General features: G+C 69.0%; 19 protein-coding genes. 13 read left to right on the forward strand and 6 right to left on the reverse strand.

Annotated elements, in window-relative coordinates; genetic code table 11:
* Window positions 1-5 precede the first annotated feature (5 nt).
* Entirely contained in the window at window positions 6-1,658 is a 1,653-nt protein-coding gene (locus CRT23_RS10845; protein WP_103709735.1) for an EAL domain-containing protein, read from the forward strand.
* Window positions 1,659-1,679: 21 nt separating this feature from the next.
* Here CRT23_RS10845 and CRT23_RS10850 read toward each other — a convergent pair whose 3' ends face one another.
* On the reverse strand, window positions 1,680-2,699 hold the full coding sequence (locus tag CRT23_RS10850; protein ID WP_245436127.1) for a polyprenyl synthetase family protein: 1,020 nt from the start codon (window positions 2,697-2,699) through the stop codon (window positions 1,680-1,682).
* Window positions 2,700-2,859: 160 nt separating this feature from the next.
* On the opposite strand from CRT23_RS10850, the gene CRT23_RS10855 reads away from it, so the two are divergent.
* Together CRT23_RS10855 and CRT23_RS10860 are read left to right on the forward strand one after the other, a co-directional pair.
* Complete coding sequence (locus CRT23_RS10855; RefSeq protein WP_055957879.1) at window positions 2,860-3,084, forward strand: DUF2007 domain-containing protein; 225 nt, start codon at window positions 2,860-2,862, stop codon at window positions 3,082-3,084.
* Window positions 3,077-3,847 (forward strand): methyltransferase, encoded by a 771-nt coding sequence (locus CRT23_RS10860; protein WP_103709684.1) that lies wholly within the window; start codon window positions 3,077-3,079, stop codon window positions 3,845-3,847. Before CRT23_RS10855 ends, CRT23_RS10860 begins: the two co-directional genes overlap by 8 nt.
* A gap of 9 nt (window positions 3,848-3,856) precedes the next feature.
* On the opposite strand, the gene CRT23_RS10865 is transcribed toward CRT23_RS10860, so the two are convergent.
* Window positions 3,857-4,156, reverse strand: coding sequence for a hypothetical protein (locus CRT23_RS10865; protein WP_181017315.1), 300 nt, complete (start codon window positions 4,154-4,156; stop codon window positions 3,857-3,859).
* Window positions 4,157-4,347: 191 nt separating this feature from the next.
* Between CRT23_RS10865 and CRT23_RS10870 the strand changes: the two genes are divergently transcribed.
* Entirely contained in the window at window positions 4,348-5,202 is an 855-nt protein-coding gene (locus tag CRT23_RS10870) for a S49 family peptidase (protein WP_055957873.1), read from the forward strand.
* Between the two features lie 4 nt (window positions 5,203-5,206).
* Here CRT23_RS10870 and CRT23_RS10875 read toward each other — a convergent pair whose 3' ends face one another.
* Window positions 5,207-5,446 carry a hypothetical protein gene (locus CRT23_RS10875; protein ID WP_055957870.1) on the reverse strand — a complete coding sequence of 80 codons (240 nt, stop codon included), beginning with the start codon at window positions 5,444-5,446 and terminating at the stop codon, window positions 5,207-5,209.
* 212 nt (window positions 5,447-5,658) lie between these two features.
* Between CRT23_RS10875 and CRT23_RS10880 the strand changes: the two genes are divergently transcribed.
* The 3 genes from CRT23_RS10880 (at window position 5,659) to CRT23_RS10890 (ending at window position 9,454) form a co-directional block, all read left to right on the forward strand.
* Window positions 5,659-6,588, forward strand: coding sequence for a glycine--tRNA ligase subunit alpha (locus CRT23_RS10880; protein WP_103709685.1), 930 nt, complete (start codon window positions 5,659-5,661; stop codon window positions 6,586-6,588).
* Window positions 6,589-6,649: 61 nt separating this feature from the next.
* Entirely contained in the window at window positions 6,650-8,788 is a 2,139-nt protein-coding gene (gene glyS / locus CRT23_RS10885; protein WP_103709686.1) for a glycine--tRNA ligase subunit beta, read from the forward strand.
* Window positions 8,789-9,214: 426 nt separating this feature from the next.
* Window positions 9,215-9,454, forward strand: a complete 240-nt coding sequence (locus tag CRT23_RS10890) for a hypothetical protein (protein WP_055958157.1) — start codon at window positions 9,215-9,217, stop codon at window positions 9,452-9,454.
* A 66-nt stretch (window positions 9,455-9,520) separates the two neighbouring features.
* Here CRT23_RS10890 and CRT23_RS10895 read toward each other — a convergent pair whose 3' ends face one another.
* Window positions 9,521-10,015: an N-acetyltransferase gene (locus CRT23_RS10895; RefSeq protein WP_181017316.1), complete on the reverse strand. Its 495-nt coding sequence runs from the start codon at window positions 10,013-10,015 to the stop codon at window positions 9,521-9,523.
* The gene (locus CRT23_RS10900; RefSeq protein ID WP_103709687.1) at window positions 10,012-11,586 is read right to left on the reverse strand and encodes a glucan biosynthesis protein G; all 1,575 of its coding nucleotides are present in this window, start codon (window positions 11,584-11,586) and stop codon (window positions 10,012-10,014) included. The genes CRT23_RS10895 and CRT23_RS10900 overlap by 4 nt, the downstream gene beginning before the upstream one ends.
* A gap of 677 nt (window positions 11,587-12,263) precedes the next feature.
* On the opposite strand from CRT23_RS10900, the gene CRT23_RS10905 reads away from it, so the two are divergent.
* Together CRT23_RS10905 and CRT23_RS10910 are read left to right on the forward strand one after the other, a co-directional pair.
* Window positions 12,264-13,430 (forward strand): type III PLP-dependent enzyme, encoded by a 1,167-nt coding sequence (locus CRT23_RS10905; RefSeq protein WP_103709688.1) that lies wholly within the window; start codon window positions 12,264-12,266, stop codon window positions 13,428-13,430.
* A gap of 155 nt (window positions 13,431-13,585) precedes the next feature.
* Entirely contained in the window at window positions 13,586-14,155 is a 570-nt protein-coding gene (locus CRT23_RS10910) for an N-acetyltransferase (RefSeq protein WP_103709689.1), read from the forward strand.
* Window positions 14,156-14,179: 24 nt separating this feature from the next.
* Here CRT23_RS10910 and CRT23_RS28445 read toward each other — a convergent pair whose 3' ends face one another.
* The gene (locus CRT23_RS28445) at window positions 14,180-14,356 is read right to left on the reverse strand and encodes a hypothetical protein (protein ID WP_181017317.1); all 177 of its coding nucleotides are present in this window, start codon (window positions 14,354-14,356) and stop codon (window positions 14,180-14,182) included.
* Window positions 14,357-14,676: 320 nt separating this feature from the next.
* Between CRT23_RS28445 and CRT23_RS10915 the strand changes: the two genes are divergently transcribed.
* From CRT23_RS10915 to CRT23_RS10930, 4 genes are all read left to right on the forward strand, one after another.
* Window positions 14,677-16,122 (forward strand): saccharopine dehydrogenase NADP-binding domain-containing protein, encoded by a 1,446-nt coding sequence (locus tag CRT23_RS10915; protein WP_103709690.1) that lies wholly within the window; start codon window positions 14,677-14,679, stop codon window positions 16,120-16,122.
* Window positions 16,123-16,275: 153 nt separating this feature from the next.
* Window positions 16,276-16,620 (forward strand): hypothetical protein, encoded by a 345-nt coding sequence (locus CRT23_RS10920; RefSeq protein WP_103709738.1) that lies wholly within the window; start codon window positions 16,276-16,278, stop codon window positions 16,618-16,620.
* 24 nt (window positions 16,621-16,644) lie between these two features.
* A complete protein-coding gene (locus CRT23_RS10925; protein ID WP_103709691.1) occupies window positions 16,645-17,487 on the forward strand; it encodes a DUF1206 domain-containing protein in 843 nt (280 codons plus the stop codon).
* Between the two features lie 108 nt (window positions 17,488-17,595).
* The gene (locus CRT23_RS10930) at window positions 17,596-17,931 is read left to right on the forward strand and encodes a hypothetical protein (RefSeq protein WP_055957841.1); all 336 of its coding nucleotides are present in this window, start codon (window positions 17,596-17,598) and stop codon (window positions 17,929-17,931) included.
* Window positions 17,932-17,966 lie beyond the last annotated feature (35 nt).

Raw genomic sequence — 17,966 nt, forward strand, 5'->3', positions numbered from 1 at the left:
GATGCATGCCCGACCAGAAAAACAACTCATGGGGAGAGGGTGAGCTCCGAGAACTCCTGTGCCTGATGATGATCGGCTCCTGCATCTGGATCCTCGGCACCCAGCTCGGCTTCTTCACGGTTCTCATCGACGCGACCCGGACGCATCAGCTTCAGGACCTGCTGATGCTGACCCTCTGCATGAGCCTGGGCGTGGTCGTCGCGGCCATCCGCAAGTCTTTCAAGCTGCGCAAGGCGATGCAGGATCGCGACGGAGCCGAGGCCCATGCCGAGGCGGTCGCACGCCACGATGCGATGACGGGGCTCGCCAATCGGCGCCTGTTCCGGGAAACCCTCGAAGCCCGCATCCGCGTGGCCACCGGTCTGCCGCGGGTCGCCGTGATGCTGATCGACCTCGACCGCTTCAAGCCGGTGAACGACGTCCATGGCCACGCCGCGGGCGATGCGGTCCTCTGCGTCATTGCCGATCGTCTGCGGGCCCTCGCCCCGCCCCAGAGCCTCGTCGCGCGCCTCGGCGGCGATGAGTTCGCGCTCCTCCTCGATGACGGCAGCGACCCGGAAGTTCTGGCCCGCCTCGCACAGGGCGTCATCGCCGCGCTCTCTCAACCGATCGCCTGGACCCAGAGCCGTCTCGAGATCGGCGCCACCATCGGGATCGCGACGGCGACGGAGGAGAGCCGCACCGCGGAGGCGCTGCTGCACGCTGCCGACGTCGCCATGTACCAGGGCAAGCGGGATGGTCGCGGGACCTACCGGTTCTTCCATCTCGACATGGGTCAGGCCCTGAAGGCACGGGCCCGGCTCGAGGGCGAGTTGCGGATTGGCATCGAGAAGGGCGAGATCGAACCGTTCTACCAGCCTGTAGTGTCACTGCCTGGCCGCGACCTCATCGGGTTCGAGGTGCTGGCCCGCTGGAATCACCCCCGGTTGGGCATTCTGACCCCCGCCGATTTCATCGGCCTGGCCGAGGAGACCGGCCTGATCGCCGACCTCACCTGGTCGCTGATGCGCCGGGCCTGCCGGGACGCCCGGCTCTGGCCAGCCCATCTCCAGTTGGCGATCAACATATCGCCGCTCCAGCTCCGCGATCCGCACCTGCCGGAACACATCCTCGGCATCCTGACCGAGACCGGATTCGCGCCGGAACGCCTGGAGATCGAGATCACGGAGACGGCCCTGGTCAACGATCTCGAAGCGGCGCGGACCGCCCTGAAGTCGCTCCAGAGCTTCGGCGTGCGCATCGCCCTCGACGATTTCGGGACCGGATATTCCAGCCTGTACCATCTGCGCGAGCTGCAGTTCGACAAGCTGAAGATCGACCGCAGCTACGTGGAATCGATGCGGCTGAGCAGCGAGCGCGCCAAGCTCGTCGATGCGATCATCGCCCTGGGCTCGAGCCTTGGCCTTCTCACCACGGCGGAGGGCATCGAGAGCGGGACCAGCGTCGATTGGCTGGCGGGCCAGGGCTGCACCTATGGTCAGGGCTACCTCTTCGGCCGGCCCATGAACAAGGCCACCACCGACGGTCTTCTCACACAATGGTCCGACGATGAGGGCCGGATCGTGATCGCGCCGTCTCTGTCCGAAACGTCGGAGCTCGCCGAGCGCGAACTCGTGGCCCTTGCTCCGCCGCCGGCCCTCCGCCAAGCGGCAGCCTGACCGTCCGCCGCGCCCGGAAGCTCAGTGCGCCCGGGCGATGCAGAAGTCGACGACCTGCAACAGCGCGTTCTTCATCGGGCTCGCCGGGAACGCCTTCAGGGAATCCCGGGCCCGGTCGCCGTACAGGCGGGCACGCGCCATGGTCTCCTCCAAGGCACCGTGACGCCGGAGGATGGCGCGCGCCGTCTCGAGATCGTTGTCCGTGACCTCGCCCAGTTCGAGCGTCCGCTTCCAGAAGGCGCGTTCGCTGCCCGTGGCACGGCGCACCGCGAGGACGATGGGAAGCGTGATCTTGCCCTCGCGAAAATCGTCGCCGACATTCTTGCCCAGAGTATCGCTGGTGCCGCCGTAATCGAGCACGTCGTCGATGAGCTGGAAGGCGATCCCGAGGTTCATGCCGTAGGCGCGGCAGGCCGCCTGCTCGGCGGTGTCGCGCTCGGCCAGGACCGGTCCGACCTCGCAGGCGGCGGCGAACAACTCCGCCGTCTTGGCACTGATCACCGCGAGATACTCGGCCTCGCTCGTCTCGGTGTTCTTCGCCGCGGTGAGCTGCATCACCTCGCCCTCGGCGATGATGGTGGCCGCCGCGGACAGGATATCGAGGGCCTTCAGCGATCCGACCTCGACCATCATGCGAAAGGCCTGGCCGAGCAGGAAATCGCCCACCAGGACGCTGGCCTCGTTCCCCCACTTGATGCGGGCCGCGACCTTGCCGCGACGCATGTCGCTGCCGTCCACCACATCGTCGTGCAGGAGAGTCGCGGTGTGCATGAACTCAACGCTCGCAGCGAGCTTCACCGCGCCGTCGCCGGCATAGTGGCAGAGATCGGCGGTCGCGAGGGTGAGGATCGGCCGGAGGCGCTTGCCACCCGAGGAGATCAGGTGGTTGGCGACCTCGGGAATCATCTGGACGTCGGATCCGGTGCGGGACAGGATCGTCGCGTTGACGCGCTCCATCCCGCCTGACACCAGGGCGACGAGGTCGGCCAGGCTCGCCTCGGGATCGGGGCTTCTCTCTTCGATCGGAACTACGACGCCCAAGACCTCGAGGCCTCCCGCTTCCCTACGCCAACGCGGCGCGATCCAATCGACCACGTCCGTGACACCCCATCGCATGCGCTCGGAGGCGCTGCAACACGCACCATGCCGCAAGGTATAGATCCGCGGTCAGTGTCCGGTATGGCAAAAGGGGAGAGGATGTATGACCGAACTCATTCGCAGCAACGACGTCGTTCTGATCGGCTTTGCCCAGTCGATCCTGGAGGCCGCTGCCATTCCGGCCCTGGTGGCCGACCAGCACATGAGCCTTCTCGAAGGCTCCATCGGTGCCTTCGCACGGCGTCTGCTGGTGCCGCAGGATCAGGCGATGCAGGCGCGCCGCCTCCTCACCGATGCGGGCCTGGCCCACGAGCTGCGGGATGCCTGAGGCCGGTGCCGATCTCTGGCTCGGCGGGCGGCTTCGGCTGACCCAGCCGCCGCGCGGCGCGCACCGGGCCGGTACGGATGCGGTACTCCTGGCGGCTCTCCTCCCGCCCGAACCCGGTGCCGTCGTCTGCGACGTCGGAGCGTCGAGCGGCGCGGTCGGCCTCGCGGTCGCCCTGCGCAGCCCCGGCTGTCGTGTGGTGCTGGTGGAGCGCGATCCGGAGCTGGCCGCCTACGCCCGCCGCAACGCGGAGGCGAACGGCTTGTCCGACCGGACAACGGTGATCGAGGCGGACGTGCTGGCGCCCGGGCTGCGTCGCCATGCCGATGGCCTGACGCCCGGCCTCGCCGACCTCGTCCTGACGAACCCGCCCTACTTCGAGCCCGGACGGCACCGGCCCTCCCCCGTGGCCGCCAAGGCCGGCGCACACACGTTCTCGGACGGCGGGCTCGCGGACTGGATGCGCTGCTGCGTCGATCTTCTTCGCCCACAGGGTCGGATCGGCCTGATCCATCGGGCGGATCACCTCGCCGCCTGCCTCGATGCCCTCCGCGGCCGCTTCGGCGCACTGGCGATCCGGCCGGTCCACGCCAAGCCGGATCAGCCGGCGATCCGCATCCTCGTCAGCGGCGTGAAGGGCAGCCGCGCACCACTCCGGCTCCTGCCGCCCGTCATCCTTCACACCGATGACGGCCAGTTCACCCCACACGCCGCGGCCCTCAACGAGGGCCGCGGCTGGGTCGATACCTCCGGCGAGTCCGCCTGAGGGCGGCCCTTAGTAGAACGTCCGGAGCCGATGCCAGCCGTGATGGCGGTGGCCCCAGCCGTGGTGCCGGCGCCAATGATGGCGGTGATGCCAGTGGCGACGGTGATGCCAGTGCCGGCGATGGTGCCAGTGCCGGCGGTGATGCCAATGGCGCCGATGCCCATGCCACCGGGCCTGCGCCACCAGGGGAGCCTGCGCGCCGGCCTCGATACCTGCCACGGGCATCGGTGCGGCGCTCACCGTCGCTCCAAATCCTATCGCACCGGCCAACATGCCGAGTGCCAGGGCCATCCAACGCATCGCGCGCATGGTTGCGTCTCCTTCGCTGCTGCGCGGCCCCCTTCGGGAGGCTCGCCCGCCGCCACGATCCGGCGGCGTGAGGCGACAACGGCGACGCTGGCAAAAGGGTTCGTCCCGCCCCACTTCAGCGCTCAAGCCGCCCGGTCACCCGTGGTCGACGCGGGACACCTTGCCTGCCCTCCTGTTCGAGTCGAGATCGCATGCCTGTTTCCCTGCCGGGTCCCCTGCGCGCGCTGCTTCCCCGGCGCTGGCGCCGTGAAGGCTCCCGCGTCGCCGTCCTGCGCCTCAGCGGGGCGATCGGCGCCGTGTCGCCGTTCCGCGCCGGGTTGTCGATCGGCGGTCTCGCGAGCAGCCTCGAACGCGCCTTTGCGACGCCCGGCATCGCGGCCGTCGCGCTGGTCATAAATTCGCCGGGCGGTTCCCCGGCCCAGTCGCACCTGATCCATCAGCGCATCCGCGCCTTGGCGGCCGAGAAGAAACTCCCGGTCCTGGCCTTCGTGGAGGATGTCGCGGCGTCCGGCGGCTACATGATCGCCTGCGCGGCGGATGAGATTATCGCCGACCCCATGTCCCTGGTCGGATCGATCGGCGTCGTCTCGGCTGGATTCGGTTTCGACCGGCTGATCGAGCGAATCGGCATCGATCGCCGCGTGCACACCCAGGGCGAGGCCAAGGGCATGCTCGACCCGTTCCGTCCGGAGGATCCCGCCGACGTCGCGCGTCTCAAGGCGATTCAGGCGGATGTGCAGGCGCTGTTCACGGCCCTCGTCAGTGCCCGCCGTCCAAAGCTCGCGTCGAGCGGAGAGAACCTGTTCACCGGGGCGGTCTGGACCGGGCAGCAGGCCCTGCCGTTGGGCCTTGTCGACGGCCTGGGAGATGCCCGCTCGACCCTGCGGGCCCGCTATGGGGAGACGGTCGACCTCGTTTTCATCGCGGAGAAGAAGGGCTCTCTCGTGGCCCGCCTGTTGCGGCGCTCGGCACCCGGGAGCAGCGTCGCGGGCGAAGTCATGGCGGCGATCGAGGATCGCGCCGCCTTCGCCCGCTACGGCTTGTAGACACTCAGTGCTTGCAGGCTTCGGTGCCGTAACCGGCATAGACCACCCGAACCTTGCGGGTGCAGGTCTCGGCCAGGGCCGGGGCCGGCACGGCCGCGACTTCGATCGGCGTCACGGCAGCGGGCATCGTGACCGCGTCCGAATACTCGGCCGTGGCGAGCGCGTTCGACGCCGTGATCACCAGCGGGGTGGCGACCAGCGATGCTGCGACGAGGGCCGCGAAGACTGTGACGGACGAGCGCATGACGCGATGTTCCAAATTGTCGACCGCCCTTGAGGACGGTGAGAACCCCTTGATTGCCTGATAAACTTGGCAGCAAGCGAGACCGTTCCACCGCTAAAACGAAACGTGGCCGAATTGTGTGTGCCGACGCACGCCCGGCCTGCCGTGCCGTCGCTTGACACGACCGGGCCGCCTCTTAAACGCTGGCCGCCCCTCCACGGACCGGAAAACCCATGTCGAGCGCCGTCGATCTCGCGCCCAAAACCTCGTTCCAGGGCCTGATCCTGACCCTGCAGCGATTCTGGGCGGCGCAGGGCTGCGTGATCCTGCAGCCTTACGACATGGAAGTCGGCGCCGGCACCTTCCATCCGGCCACGACCCTGCGGGCGCTCGGCCCGAAGCCCTGGAAGGCCGCCTACGTCCAGCCCTCGCGGCGTCCGAAGGACGGTCGCTACGGCGAGAACCCGAACCGGCTGCAGCACTACTACCAGTTCCAGGTCATCCTAAAGCCGAACCCGCCCAACCTGCAGGAGCTCTACCTCGCCTCCCTCGACGCCATCGGCGTCGACCTGACGCTGCACGACATCCGCTTCGTCGAGGACGACTGGGAGAGCCCGACCCTCGGGGCCTGGGGCCTCGGCTGGGAGTGCTGGTGCGACGGCATGGAGGTGAGCCAGTTCACCTATTTCCAGCAGGTCGCCGGCTTCGAATGCGCCCCCGTGGCGGGCGAGCTGACCTATGGGCTTGAGCGCCTGGCGATGTACGTCCAGGGCGTCGAGAACGTCTACGACCTGAACTTCAACGGCGGGACCGGCGAGGATCGGGTGTCGTACGGCGACGTCTTCCTCCAGTCCGAGCAGGAATATTCTCGCCACAACTTCGAGGCGGCGGACACCGCGATGCTGTTCCGCCAGTTCACCGACGCGGAGAAGGCCTGCCGCACCTACCTCGACGCCGGGGCGCCGGAGGACGAGACCGGCCGACACCGGATGGCGCAGCCGGCCTACGACCAGTGCATCAAGGCGAGCCACGTCTTCAACCTGCTCGACGCCCGCGGCGTCATCTCGGTGACCGAGCGCCAGAGCTACATCCTGCGGGTGCGTGAACTCGCGAAGGCCTGTGGGGCGGCGTACCTGCGCACGGCGGGGGGCGGCGCGGCCTGATCCGCGTCACTGACCGCGCCCTACGACCCCGAACACCATCACCTGGACGCCGCCTGATCCCATGCCCGACCTCCTCCTCGAACTTCGCTCCGAAGAGATTCCCGCCCGCATGCAGCGGAAGGCGGCCGACGATCTGAAAAAGCTCGTCACCGACGCTCTCGTGGAGCGCGGCTTCCTCTACGAGGGGGCCAAGGCCTTCGCCACGCCGCGCCGCCTGGCGCTGCACGTGGCCGGCCTGCCGCCGCGCGGGCAGGACGTGCGGGAGGAGCGTAAAGGGCCCCGGGTCGGGGCACCGGAGGGTGCCGTCCAGGGCTTCCTGAAGAGCGCGGGGCTCGCGAGCCTCGACCAGGCGACCGTCGTCACGGATCCGAAGAAGGGCGCGTTTTACGTCGCGGTGATCGAGCGGCCCGGCCGCGAGACCCTCGACGTCCTTGCCGAGATTCTGCCGCAGATCATCCGCAGCTTCCCGTGGCCGAAATCGATGCGCTGGGGCCAAGCCTCGGCGCAGCCGGGCGCCCTGCGCTGGGTGCGTCCGCTGCAATCGATCGTCGCCACCTTCGGGCCGGAGACCGAGACGCCGGACGTGGTGCCGTTCGCGGTGGACGGCATCGTCGCCGGCACCACGACCTACGGCCACCGCTTCCTGGCGCCCGAGGCCATCGAGGTCCGGCGCTTCGACGACTACGTCCGGTCCCTGGAGCGCGCGAAGGTCGTGCTCGACGTGGAGCGGCGCAAGGACATCATCCTGCACGATGCCCGCGACCTCGCCTTCGCGCGAGGCCTCGAACTCGTCGAGGACGATGGGCTGCTGGAGGAGGTCGCCGGTCTCGTCGAGTGGCCCGTGGTGCTGCTGGGCTCCTTCGACGAAGCCTTCCTCGACATCCCGGCCGAGGCCATTCGCGCCACCATCCGAGCCAACCAGAAGTGCTTCGTGCTGCGTCAGGCCGGCACCGACACCCTTGCGCCGGCCTTCGTCCTGACGTCGAACCTGGTCGCCAGCGACGGCGGCCTTGCCATCACCGCCGGCAACGAGCGCGTGGTGCGCGCACGCCTGTCGGATGCCAAGTTCTTCTGGGAGACCGACAAGGCGACCCGCCTCGCGGACCGGCTGCCGAAGCTCGACACCATCGTGTTCCACGAGAAGCTGGGCACGCAGGGAGAGCGCGTTCAGCGCATCGCCGCCCTCGCCCGCGAGTTGGCGCCCCTGGTCGGCGCCGACCCGGATCAGGCCGAGCGTGCCGCGACCCTGGCCAAGGCCGACCTCGTCACCGAGATGGTCGGCGAGTTTCCCGAGCTGCAGGGCCTGATGGGTCGCAAATACGCGGCGCTCCAGGGAGAGCCCGGGAGCGTCGCGGCGGCAATCGAGGACCACTACAAGCCGGTCGGTCCCTCCGACCGGGTGCCGACCGATCCCGTGGCCGTCGCCGTGGCGCTCGCCGACAAGTTCGACACCCTGGTCGGGTTCTGGTCCATCGACGAGAAGCCGACGGGCAGCAAGGACCCTTACGCCCTGCGCCGCGCGGCCCTCGGGGTGATCCGGCTGCTCATCGAGAATACTGTGAAGCTGTCTCTCCTGCGCGACGGCTATCAGGCCGCCGCCGACGGCCATGCGAATTACGGCACTCCGCCGAAGACCGTTGCGCCTGCGAGCGCTGCGGACACGGATGGCGCGAGCCTCCTCGCCTTCTTCGCCGATCGCCTGAAGGTCTACCTGCGCGACAAGGGTGCCCGCCACGACCTCATCGACGCCGTCTTCGCCCTGCCGGGCCAGGATGATCTGCTGATGGTGGTCCGCCGCGTCGAGGCTCTGGGCGCCTTCCTCGAAACCGACGACGGCCGGAACCTGCTGGCCGGCTACAAGCGCGCTGCCAACATCCTGCGCATCGAAGAGAAGAAGGACGGTCGCGCTTACGACGCGGCCCCGGATGCAGCCCTCGCCGCCCGCGGCGAGCCGGAGGAACGGGCCCTCGCCGAGGCCCTGGCGGCGGCGCGCGAGACGGCGTCGGCGGCCGTGGCTGCGGAGGATTTCGCCGGGGCCATGCAGGCGCTCTCGACCCTGCGCGTGCCGGTCGACGCGTTCTTCGAGCGGGTCACGGTGAATGCCGAGGATCCCGCCCTGCGCCAGAACCGCCTTGCGCTTCTCAACGCCCTGCGGGCTGCGACCCGCGAAGTTGCGGATTTCTCGCGCATCGAGGGCTGAGCGACGGAGTCTCGTTTCGGTCCTGGTCTACGTCTGGACCGCCCGGCTGACGGGATGATACCGCTCCACCCCGTCAACCTATTCGGGGAGGGACGCGAGCCGCGAAACCCGACCAAGTGGCCGGGCGCGTCGATGCCTTTCGAGAGACGAGGCCTAGCCCCCTACCCGCCTTCGCGGACGAGGGCTGGAGTCCGGTCGGCCGCGCCACGAACGGATCCGTTGCCCGCAGACGACGGGCTGGCCCACATCACCCGACTCCGGCGCTTTCGCCGGGGCTCATGTGCAAGGTCTCAGGTGGACGTCGCAGGACATCGTCAACCGAAGATTCGCAATGCGGCAGATTTCGGCTGGGCGGCGCGCGGACAAGCGGAACGGTTTCTCGATGATCGCCGTTGGGGCTGCAGATTTTCCTGAAGGGAGATATTCATGCGCAACCCCATCATCGCCGCCCTGACCCTGGCAACGCTGTTCGGCGCTTCGGCCGTTCAGGCCGAGACCACGGTCATCCGCCGCGATGCGCCCGACACCGTCGTGGTCGATCGCCCCTCCACCGAGAGCCGCACGGTCGAGCGCCGGGAGTCCGGCGACGGCTGCTCCTCCAAGACCGTGACCAAGGAGAACGATCTCGGCGACCGCAAGACGGTCACCAAGGAGAGCTGCGACTGAACCAGCCGTCCGGTTTCGGAGGCCTGCCACGCCCGCTCCGGTCCCACCGGGGCGGGCTTTCGCGTCTCAGAGAGACTTCTCGTAGCGCCAGGCTTCCATGCCGTCCTCGTAGTAATCGGGGATGACGGCGAAGCGCAGGTAACCCCGGCGTTCGTAGAGCCGGATCCCGGCGCCGTTGTCGGCGCGGACTTCGAGGCGCAGACGCGCGCAGCCATGGGCGCGCGCATCCGCTTCGGCGGCGTCGAGAACGAGGCTGCCGAGCCCGAGACCGGACCGCGCCGGGGAGACGGCGATGGAGGAGAGGCGGGCGCTGCGGCTGCCGCGCCGGCGCTCCAGCGTGGCCGACCCGACGAGGGTCGCCTGTCCCGCCTCGTCGAGGATGATCGCCGCCAGGAGCGACATGCTGGGCGAGCGGATGGCGTGGCGGATTGCACGCCGCTCGGCACGGTCGCTGGCGAAGGCGGCGTGTTCAAGGGCCACCAGGGCGTCGAGATCGGCCAGCGTCGCCGGGCGGATCTCCACCCGCGGCGCCGTTTCAGACTTGATCGAGGACGCGCTCACCGGGCCGTCCAGGGATAGACCCAGGTTTCCGACAGGGCACGCCCCGAGGCCCGCAGGAACACGCGCAGGTCGGTCGCCTGACCCGGGGCCTCCAGGGTCACGTCGAAGGCCGCGCGCAGGCCCTGGATATGCGGGTTCGGCGCCACCGAGCTGTGCGTGATACGGCCAAGGGCGGTGCTTGCCACCACCTCCACCCGGCTCGGATCGGCGCGGTAGTAGTCGAGGTTGCCGCCGGCGAAATCGACGAGGAAGCGCCGCGTCAGGCCGCCCTTCTCCTCCTCCGCCTTGGCGGTGCCACTGGCCAAGGGGGCGACGCTGAAGGTGTTGATCACGCGCCCGCCCGGATGGAGCGGAGCCCCGCCGACGGCGCGAACCCGGTAGGACAGCGTGACCGGCGTGCCGGCCGGATAGGGGCTCGCCGGCCGCCAGCACGCGACGATGTTGTCGTTGGTCTCGGTGTCGGTGGGCAGCTCCATCAGCATCACCGCGCCCTCGCCCCACGGTCCGTCCGGCTCGACGAAGTAGCCGGGCCGGCGGTCGTAGGAGGCTTCGAGGTCCTGGTAGGTCTCGAAATTCCGATCGCGCTGCATCAGCCCGAAGCCCTTCGGGTCGCGGTCGACGAAGCTGGAGATGCGCCGGTCGCGCGGATTGTGGAGCGGACGCCACAGCCACTCCCCGCTGCCCGCCGCGATCTGGAGCCCGTCGGAATCGTGGAGCTCCGGCCGATAGTCGTCGGCGTGGCGACGGTCGTTCTCGCCGATGAAGAACATCGAGGTGAGCGGGGCGAGGCCCACCGTCGCGAGGTCGACCCGTGGGATCAGGGTGGCGCGCACCGCCACGCTGGTCGCGTCACCCGGCGTCACGGTGAACTGATAGGCCCCGGTTAGCGACGGGCTGTCGAGGAGCGCGTAGATCGTCAGCGCATCGTCGGCCTTGTCCGGCACGCCGACCCAGAACTCGCGGAAAACCGGAAATTCCTCGGGGCCGCCCTGCCCCTCGACGTTGACCGCCAGTCCTCGGGCCGAGAGGCCATAGAGCTGATCGCGCCCGAGGAAGCGATAGTAGCTCGCCCCGAGGAAGACGATGAGCTCGTCGAGCAGGTTCGGCTTGTTCAGCGGCGCATGGATGCGCAGGCCGGCGAAGCCGAGATCGACCGGCAAGGCCTTGTCGAGCTTCGTGCGCCCCATGTCGTAGAGGCTCGACTGGTAGGGGATCGGCGTCGCCACGCCACCGCGGACGAGGTTCACCGTCACCGGACGGGTGTAGAGGAAGCCGAGATGGAAGAGCTGGAGCCGGAACGGGCTCCCGTCGCCGAGAAACGCCTTGTCCGGCTTGAAGCGGATGTCGCGCCAGGCGTCGTAGTCGAGCTTGGCGATCGGCGCCGGCAGGGTCGGGACGCGGGCCTCGTAGGCGACCTTGGCGAGGTCTTGCGCCCGGCGCTCCACGTCGGCGAAGCCGAAGGGGGTCTCCGGACGCCCTTCGCGGCGTTGCGCCCGCCCCTCCGCGGTCGCCGCGAGGAGGGTCGTGGCCGCGAGTCCCTGGACGATTCTGCGCCGGTTGGGTTCTGACATCGTCCTGCGATCCGGTGCGCCTTGAGGAAAAACCGTGCGCTTGATGGCCCGTCCGCACGGCCTTGGGAAGGGCCCATGATCGGCTGGGCGGCGGTGTCCGCGGCGTTTCTGCAACAGCCCGGGAAGACAACCCGGTTTCGGGTGAAAAATCGCGGTTTTCCCTTGTGGCGAGAACACCCTGACCGTATATGCGCCTTGCCCAATTTCGCACGTGCCTGTGGCCGCGTGTCGGTTGGTGGGCATCCGGCCAACTGCCGGACAGCCGCCAGGGGTCTTAAAGGATCGATGGTCGACAGGGTGGATTCCCTCCGGCCGGCATCCAGGTGGCAACACCGGACCCCGACAACAACCGGCAGCCGGAGGCGAAACCGGCGAACCCCGCTCTCCACGGGGGACGCAGCTTAAAGCAACGACGAACGGGCTTTTTTGGTCTCGTCGGCCCTCCAAAGGCCGGCACCGAAGAGGCTTGTTTCTCTTTGCCCGGCGTGCGGTGGGGACCCCCCTTCCAATCCAAGGCAGCTTCCGGGTGCTCTTGCGCCCGCGATGCCCTCGCGTGTCTCCAAAGCACGTGGCGCGTCGCGTCGCAGCGCCCCCAGACGCCGGACGGCATCCTGTCGTCCTGACATTCGACTGCGCGCCCCGCGAGGGCGCTCGCGAACCTGTGGGTTGGAACGAGCATGACCGATCGTATCCGCGATTTCCTGCGCGCACGCCGTGACATGGGCCAGGACGAGGGCCCGGTTATGGTGCTCGACCTCGATGTCGTGCGCGACAACTACACCGCCTTCGCCCGTGCGCTGCCCGACACCCGCGTGTTCTACGCGGTGAAGGCGAACCCGGCGCCGGAGGTACTGCGGCTGCTCGCCGAGATGGGCTCCTGCTTCGACACCGCCTCGGTGGTCGAGGTCGAGATGGCGCTCGCCGCCGGGGCCACCGCCGACCGCGTCTCCTTCGGCAACACCATCAAGAAGGAGCGCTGCATCACCCGCGCGCTCAAGCTCGGCGTGCGTCTCTTCGCCGTCGACTGCCAGGCCGAGGTCGAGAAGATCGCCCGGGCCGCCGATGCGGCGGGCGTCGAGGCCGGCGACGTGCAGGTGTTCTGCCGCATCCTCTGCGACGGGGCCGGCGCCGAGTGGCCGCTGTCGCGCAAGTTCGGCTGCGTGCCGGAAATGGCCGTCGACGTGCTGGAGCACGCCTACCGCCAGGGCCTCACCGCCTACGGCGTCTCGTTCCATGTCGGTTCGCAGCAGGGCAATACCGGTGCCTGGGACGGCGCCCTGGCCTCCGCCGCCACGATCTTCGAGGACTGCGCCCAGCGCGGCATTACCCTGTCGATGGTCAACCTCGGCGGCGGCTTCCCGACCAAGTACCTCAAGGCGGTGCCGGGCGTGGAATCCTACGGCGACGCGATCTTCCGTGCCCTGACCAAGCACTTCGGCAACCACATGCCGGAGACCATCATCGAGCCCGGTCGCGGCATGGTCGGCAATGCCGGCGTGATCGAGGCCGAGGTGGTGCTGGTGTCGAAGAAGTCCGACGCCGAGGACGAGGTCCGCTGGGTCTACCTCGACATCGGCAAGTTCGGTGGCCTCGCCGAGACCATGGACGAGTCGATCCGCTACGCGATCCGCACCGAGCACGACGAGGACCGCATGGCCCCCTGCGTGCTCGCCGGCCCGACCTGCGACTCCGCGGACGTGCTGTACGAGAAGGTGCCCTACCCGCTGCCCGTGTCGCTCTCCATCGGCGACAAGGTGCTGATCGAGGGGGCCGGCGCCTACACCACCACCTACGCGGCGGTCGCCTTCAACGGCTTCCCGCCCCTACAGCAATACGTGATCTAAACCTCTTCACGGTCATGACGCGAACGCCGGGCGTTTCCCTGAGGGACGCCCGGCGGTGGAACCCCACAGTCCCGCCCCGTGCAGGTCGACGGCCTCGGTCGCAGCCTGAACGGACTCGTCCTGTCGCCTGCCCAACGTTCGGGAAGGGTGCGGCCTTGGTCCAGATTCGTGATGAAGTGGCCGGCGACGTCGTCGCCCGCGAGCAGCTCCTTGACGCCTGCTTCGGCGAGGCTCGCCGCCTGAAGACGTCCGAGCGCCTGCGCGAAGGCCGGCTTCCGGCGGAGGGCCTCGCCCTCACCGCCGAGAAGGACGGTCGCGTCGTCGGCACCTGCCGTCTGTGGCATGTCGAGGCCGGCGCCCGGCGCCCGGCCCTGCTGCTGGGGCCGCTGGCGGTCGACCCGGCGATCCAGGGGCTCGGCCTCGGATCGATCCTGATGCGGGCTGCCCTGCGTCGTGCGGACACCCTCGGCCACGGCGCTGTGCTGCTGATGGGGGATGCGCCCTACTATGCGCGCTTCGGCTTTTCGGCGGAATGCGCGGAGGGGCTGTTCATGCCCGGTCCGTTCGAGCGCGAGCGCTTCCTCGGGCTCGAGTTGCGTCGCGGTGCCCTGGCCGGAGCACGGGGTATCCTGCGGGCGTCGGGTGCCTGGGATCAGGCGGTACCCATTCCCCTGGCGCCGGCGGTGGCCGAGAGCGGCGCAGGCTCCCGACGACGGGTCGCCTGACGGCCGTTCCGGCGAAACCGCCGGTCAGACGGCCGTGTGATGCTCAGTCTTGGCGGCGAGATCGCAGCGGCGCTGGAAGGCGGCATCATGGCGGCGCGTCACCGCGCGAAGCAGCGAGGCTGCCAGGGTGATGATGCCCGGATCGCGGTCGATGGGCTCGTCGACCGGAGCGGCGAGGCGCGAGGTGATGAGTGCGAGCATGGTCGAAGTCCGTGGCGTTGAGGGGACGGACGTTTCCGCGTCGGTGTTCGCTGTTGTTCTGTTGCAATGCAATATCGGCGTGCGGGACCGTCGTCGCAATGCGCTGCGGTGGGACCTCGCCCTGCGTACAGGGCATGCGCCGCTTCAAACTTCCGTAAGACTCGGTGCATGGCGCATGAGTCGATTGCCGCGGGGCGGTTGACCGCCGGAGCCGCAAACGCCACTGAGCCCGTCGCTTGTTCGTCATTTGCGCCGCCTAAGGCATGCGGTCGCCGTACGACCACCGACAACGACACGCGTATGAGAAGGACCCGACGCCCATGACCGAAGCCGCCACCGCCTGGCCCGTCCACGGCCGCATCACAGGCCCCATCGTAATGATCGGCTTCGGCTCCATCGGGCGCGGCACGCTCCCGCTGATCGAGCGCCACTTCGAATACGACAAGGCGCGCTTCACGGTGGTCGAGCCCTCCGACGCGCACAAGTCCCTGGCCGATCAGCACGGCCTGCGCTTCGAGCAGGTCGCTCTGACCAAGGAGAACTATCGCGAGGTGCTGACGCCGCTGCTCACCGAGGGCGGCGGCCAGGGCTTCTGCGTGAACCTCTCGGTCGATACCTCGTCGCGGGCGATCATGGAGCTCTGCCGCGAACTCGGCGCCTTCTACATCGACACCGTCGCGGAGCCCTGGCCGGGCTTCTACTTCGACAAGAACAAGAGCCAGGGCGACCGCACCAACTACGCCCTGCGCCAGGAGATCCTGGACGCCCGTACCGCGAGCCCCGGCGGCACCACCGCCGTGTCGTGCTGCGGCGCCAATCCCGGCATGGTGTCGTGGTTCGTCAAGCAGGCGCTGCTGAACATCGCCGGCGATCTCGGCCTGAAGACCCCCGAGCCGAAGGATCGCGCCGGCTGGGCCGCCCTCATGCGCGAGGTCGGCGTGAAGGGCGTGCACATCGCCGAGCGCGACACCCAGCGTGCCAAGTCGGCCAAGCCCATGGGCGTCTTCGTCAACACCTGGTCGGTGGAAGGCTTCGTCTCCGAGGGCAACCAGCCGGCCGAGCTCGGCTGGGGCACCCACGAGACCTGGATGCCGGGGAACGGCCGCGAACAGGAGAAGGGCTCGCGCTGCGCGATCTACCTGCTCCAGCCCGGCGCCGACACCCGCGTGCGCTCCTGGACGCCGACGGCCCAGTCGCAATACGCCTTCCTCGTCACCCACAACGAGGCCGTCTCGATCTCCGACTACTACACGGTGCTGGAGGGCGAGCGCGCCGCCTACCGGCCGACCTGCCACTATGCCTATCACCCCGCCAACGACGCGGTGCTCTCGCTGCACGAGATGTTCGGCAACGGCGGCAAGGTCCAGGAGACGATCCACATCCTCGACGAGACCGAGATCGTCGACGGCATCGACGAGCTCGGCGTGCTCCTCTACGGCCACGCCAAGAACGCCTACTGGTACGGCTCGCAGCTCTCCATCGAGGAGACCCGTCGCATCGCGCCCTACCAGAACGCCACGGGCCTGCAGGTGACCTCGGCGGTGCTCGCCGGCATGGTCTGGGCCCTGGAGAACCCGGAGGCCGGTATCGTCGAGGCCGACGAGATGGACTTCCGGCGCTGCCTCGAAGTGCAGACCCCGTATCTCGGCCCCGTGATCGGCGTCTACACCGACTGGACGCCGCTGACCGGTCGCCCGGGGCTGTTCCCCGAGGACATCGACACCAGCGACCCCTGGCAGTTCCGCAACGTGCTCGTCCACGGCTGAGACACCACGCCGCCGCGTCCCCGGCACGGCTTCCGCGCCGGGGACGCGACCGATGCATCCGAAGCCCGTTGTGTCCGGGACTCGCGGACGGCTACGATGGCGCTGCGCAGCGACGCGCCCCATCTTCGTCTCCAGCCAGGACTGTGCCGCCCGGTGCCCCATTTCGAAGATTTCTACGCCAACAAGCTGCGCGGTTCGCTCGGGGTCACCGATGCCGAATCGGTCCTCGACCTGCGCGAGACCAATCGTCCGACCGCGGAGGCCTCCCTGGCGGACATGCTGGAACGCAGTCGCTTCGGGAAGGGCAAGACGGTGGCGATCCGGCTGGCGCCTCCGCCGGAGGGCGGCGGCGAAACCCTGTTCCAACCGATCGGCCGCCTGCTGCTCGACGCCAAGCGCAAGGGTCTGGTCGATCGACTGCAGACCCTCCCGGCCGGCGACGGCCTCGGGTTCTACGTGGCACTATCCGGCAAGGCTGCGCGTTCCTCCGACGGATAACGTCGCGCGACCCCGGGAAACGCCTTGCTCAACCTCGGACACAACACCATCGAGCGCGTCGCTCGGTTCGGCTACGGCGCCCGCGGCATCGTCTATTGCGTCGTCGGAGGCTTGGCAGTCCTCGCCGCCATCGGCCAGGGCGGTCGCGCCGGCGACAGCGAGAGCGCCCTCCGCTGGGTACTCGCCGGACCGTTCGGCGTCGTGCTCGTCGGCCTGATCGCGGCCGGTCTGCTCGGGTTCGCGGTCTGGCGCTTCATCGAGAGCGTCACCGATGCCGACCGGCGCGGAACCTCGCTGAAGGGCGCGACCGTCCGGCTTGCCCATCTCCTGAGCGCCGCGATCTATACCGGCCTCGCCATCACCGCCGCGAGCCTCGCCCTCGGCCTCGGGCGCAAGGGCGGTGACGCCACGCAGGACTGGACGGCCTGGCTCCTGGCAAAGCCCTTCGGCCTGTGGCTCGTCGGTCTGATCGGCCTCGGCGTCATGGGGGGCGGCGTCGCCTTCCTGATCAAGGCGTTCAAGGGCGACGTCACCGATCGCCTGAAGCTTGACGCCAACCATTGTCGCTGGGCCAAGCCCGTCGGCCAGTTCGGTTACGCCGCCCGCGGCGTCGCCTTCCTGATCATCGGCGGGTTCTTCATCGCGGCAGCCTGGTATCAGGCCTCCTCGGAGGTGAAGGGCTTGGCCGGCGCCTTCGCGGCCCTGCGCGCGCAGCCCTATGGCTGGGTGCTGCTCGCCATCGTGGCGGCCGGGCATTTCGCCTTCGGCGCCTTCGGTCTGATCCAGGCTCGCTTCCGCCACATCGACGCGCCGGATATCGACCAGACCGACGACGCCGTCGCGGCCGCGATTCGCGCGGTGCACTGACGCCCCCCTGGAACAAAAGCGAACGCACGGGGATTGAGGCCCGAATCGCAGAAGGCGTCCCGAGGCCCATCGGCCCAGGCGCCGCGCCTGACAGAGGGGGAAGCCATCATGCACATTCGTCCGACGATCCTGGCCGGCAGCCTCGTTGCCCTCGGCCTTGGCCTCACGTCCGCTCCGGCGCTCGCCCAGGGCATCTCTATCGGCCCCGGCGGCGTACAGGTCGATCCGGGTTACCGCCGCGGCTACGACGATCGTGGTCCGCCGCGCAGCGAACTGACCCGTGGCGAGGCCGCCCGCATCGCGCGGCGCGAGGGCTTGGTGGACGTGGACGGCGTCGACCGGCGCGGCCCACGGATGATCGTGCGCGGTTCGGACCGGCGGGGCGACGACATCACCGTCGTGCTCGACAGCCGGTCCGGCGACGTGATCGACGTGCGCCGCTGAGCAGACAGACCGCGATACCATCCGCGTCGATCGCG

The sequence above is a fragment of the Methylobacterium sp. V23 genome (assembly GCF_002917135.1).
In the GTDB taxonomy this organism is placed as follows: Bacteria; Pseudomonadota; Alphaproteobacteria; order Rhizobiales; family Beijerinckiaceae; genus Methylobacterium.

What these genes read in the sequence shown, in the direction of transcription:
- CRT23_RS10900 (WP_103709687.1), bottom strand. Translation starts at nt 11,586, where the DNA reads ATGTCAGAACCCAACCGGCGCAGAATCGTCCAGGGACTCGCGGCCACG.
- CRT23_RS10930 (WP_055957841.1), top strand. Translation starts at nt 17,596, where the DNA reads ATGCACATTCGTCCGACGATCCTGGCCGGCAGCCTCGTTGCCCTCGGC.
- CRT23_RS10890 (WP_055958157.1), top strand. Translation starts at nt 9,215, where the DNA reads ATGCGCAACCCCATCATCGCCGCCCTGACCCTGGCAACGCTGTTCGGC.
- CRT23_RS10860 (WP_103709684.1), top strand. Translation starts at nt 3,077, where the DNA reads ATGCCTGAGGCCGGTGCCGATCTCTGGCTCGGCGGGCGGCTTCGGCTG.
- CRT23_RS10880 (WP_103709685.1), top strand. Translation starts at nt 5,659, where the DNA reads ATGTCGAGCGCCGTCGATCTCGCGCCCAAAACCTCGTTCCAGGGCCTG.
- glyS (WP_103709686.1), top strand. Translation starts at nt 6,650, where the DNA reads ATGCCCGACCTCCTCCTCGAACTTCGCTCCGAAGAGATTCCCGCCCGC.
- CRT23_RS10855 (WP_055957879.1), top strand. Translation starts at nt 2,860, where the DNA reads ATGACCGAACTCATTCGCAGCAACGACGTCGTTCTGATCGGCTTTGCC.
- CRT23_RS10915 (WP_103709690.1), top strand. Translation starts at nt 14,677, where the DNA reads ATGACCGAAGCCGCCACCGCCTGGCCCGTCCACGGCCGCATCACAGGC.
- CRT23_RS10870 (WP_055957873.1), top strand. Translation starts at nt 4,348, where the DNA reads ATGCCTGTTTCCCTGCCGGGTCCCCTGCGCGCGCTGCTTCCCCGGCGC.
- CRT23_RS10905 (WP_103709688.1), top strand. Translation starts at nt 12,264, where the DNA reads ATGACCGATCGTATCCGCGATTTCCTGCGCGCACGCCGTGACATGGGC.
- CRT23_RS10865 (WP_181017315.1), bottom strand. Translation starts at nt 4,156, where the DNA reads ATGCGCGCGATGCGTTGGATGGCCCTGGCACTCGGCATGTTGGCCGGT.
- CRT23_RS10875 (WP_055957870.1), bottom strand. Translation starts at nt 5,446, where the DNA reads ATGCGCTCGTCCGTCACAGTCTTCGCGGCCCTCGTCGCAGCATCGCTG.
- CRT23_RS10845 (WP_103709735.1), top strand. Translation starts at nt 6, where the DNA reads ATGCCCGACCAGAAAAACAACTCATGGGGAGAGGGTGAGCTCCGAGAA.
- CRT23_RS28445 (WP_181017317.1), bottom strand. Translation starts at nt 14,356, where the DNA reads ATGCTCGCACTCATCACCTCGCGCCTCGCCGCTCCGGTCGACGAGCCC.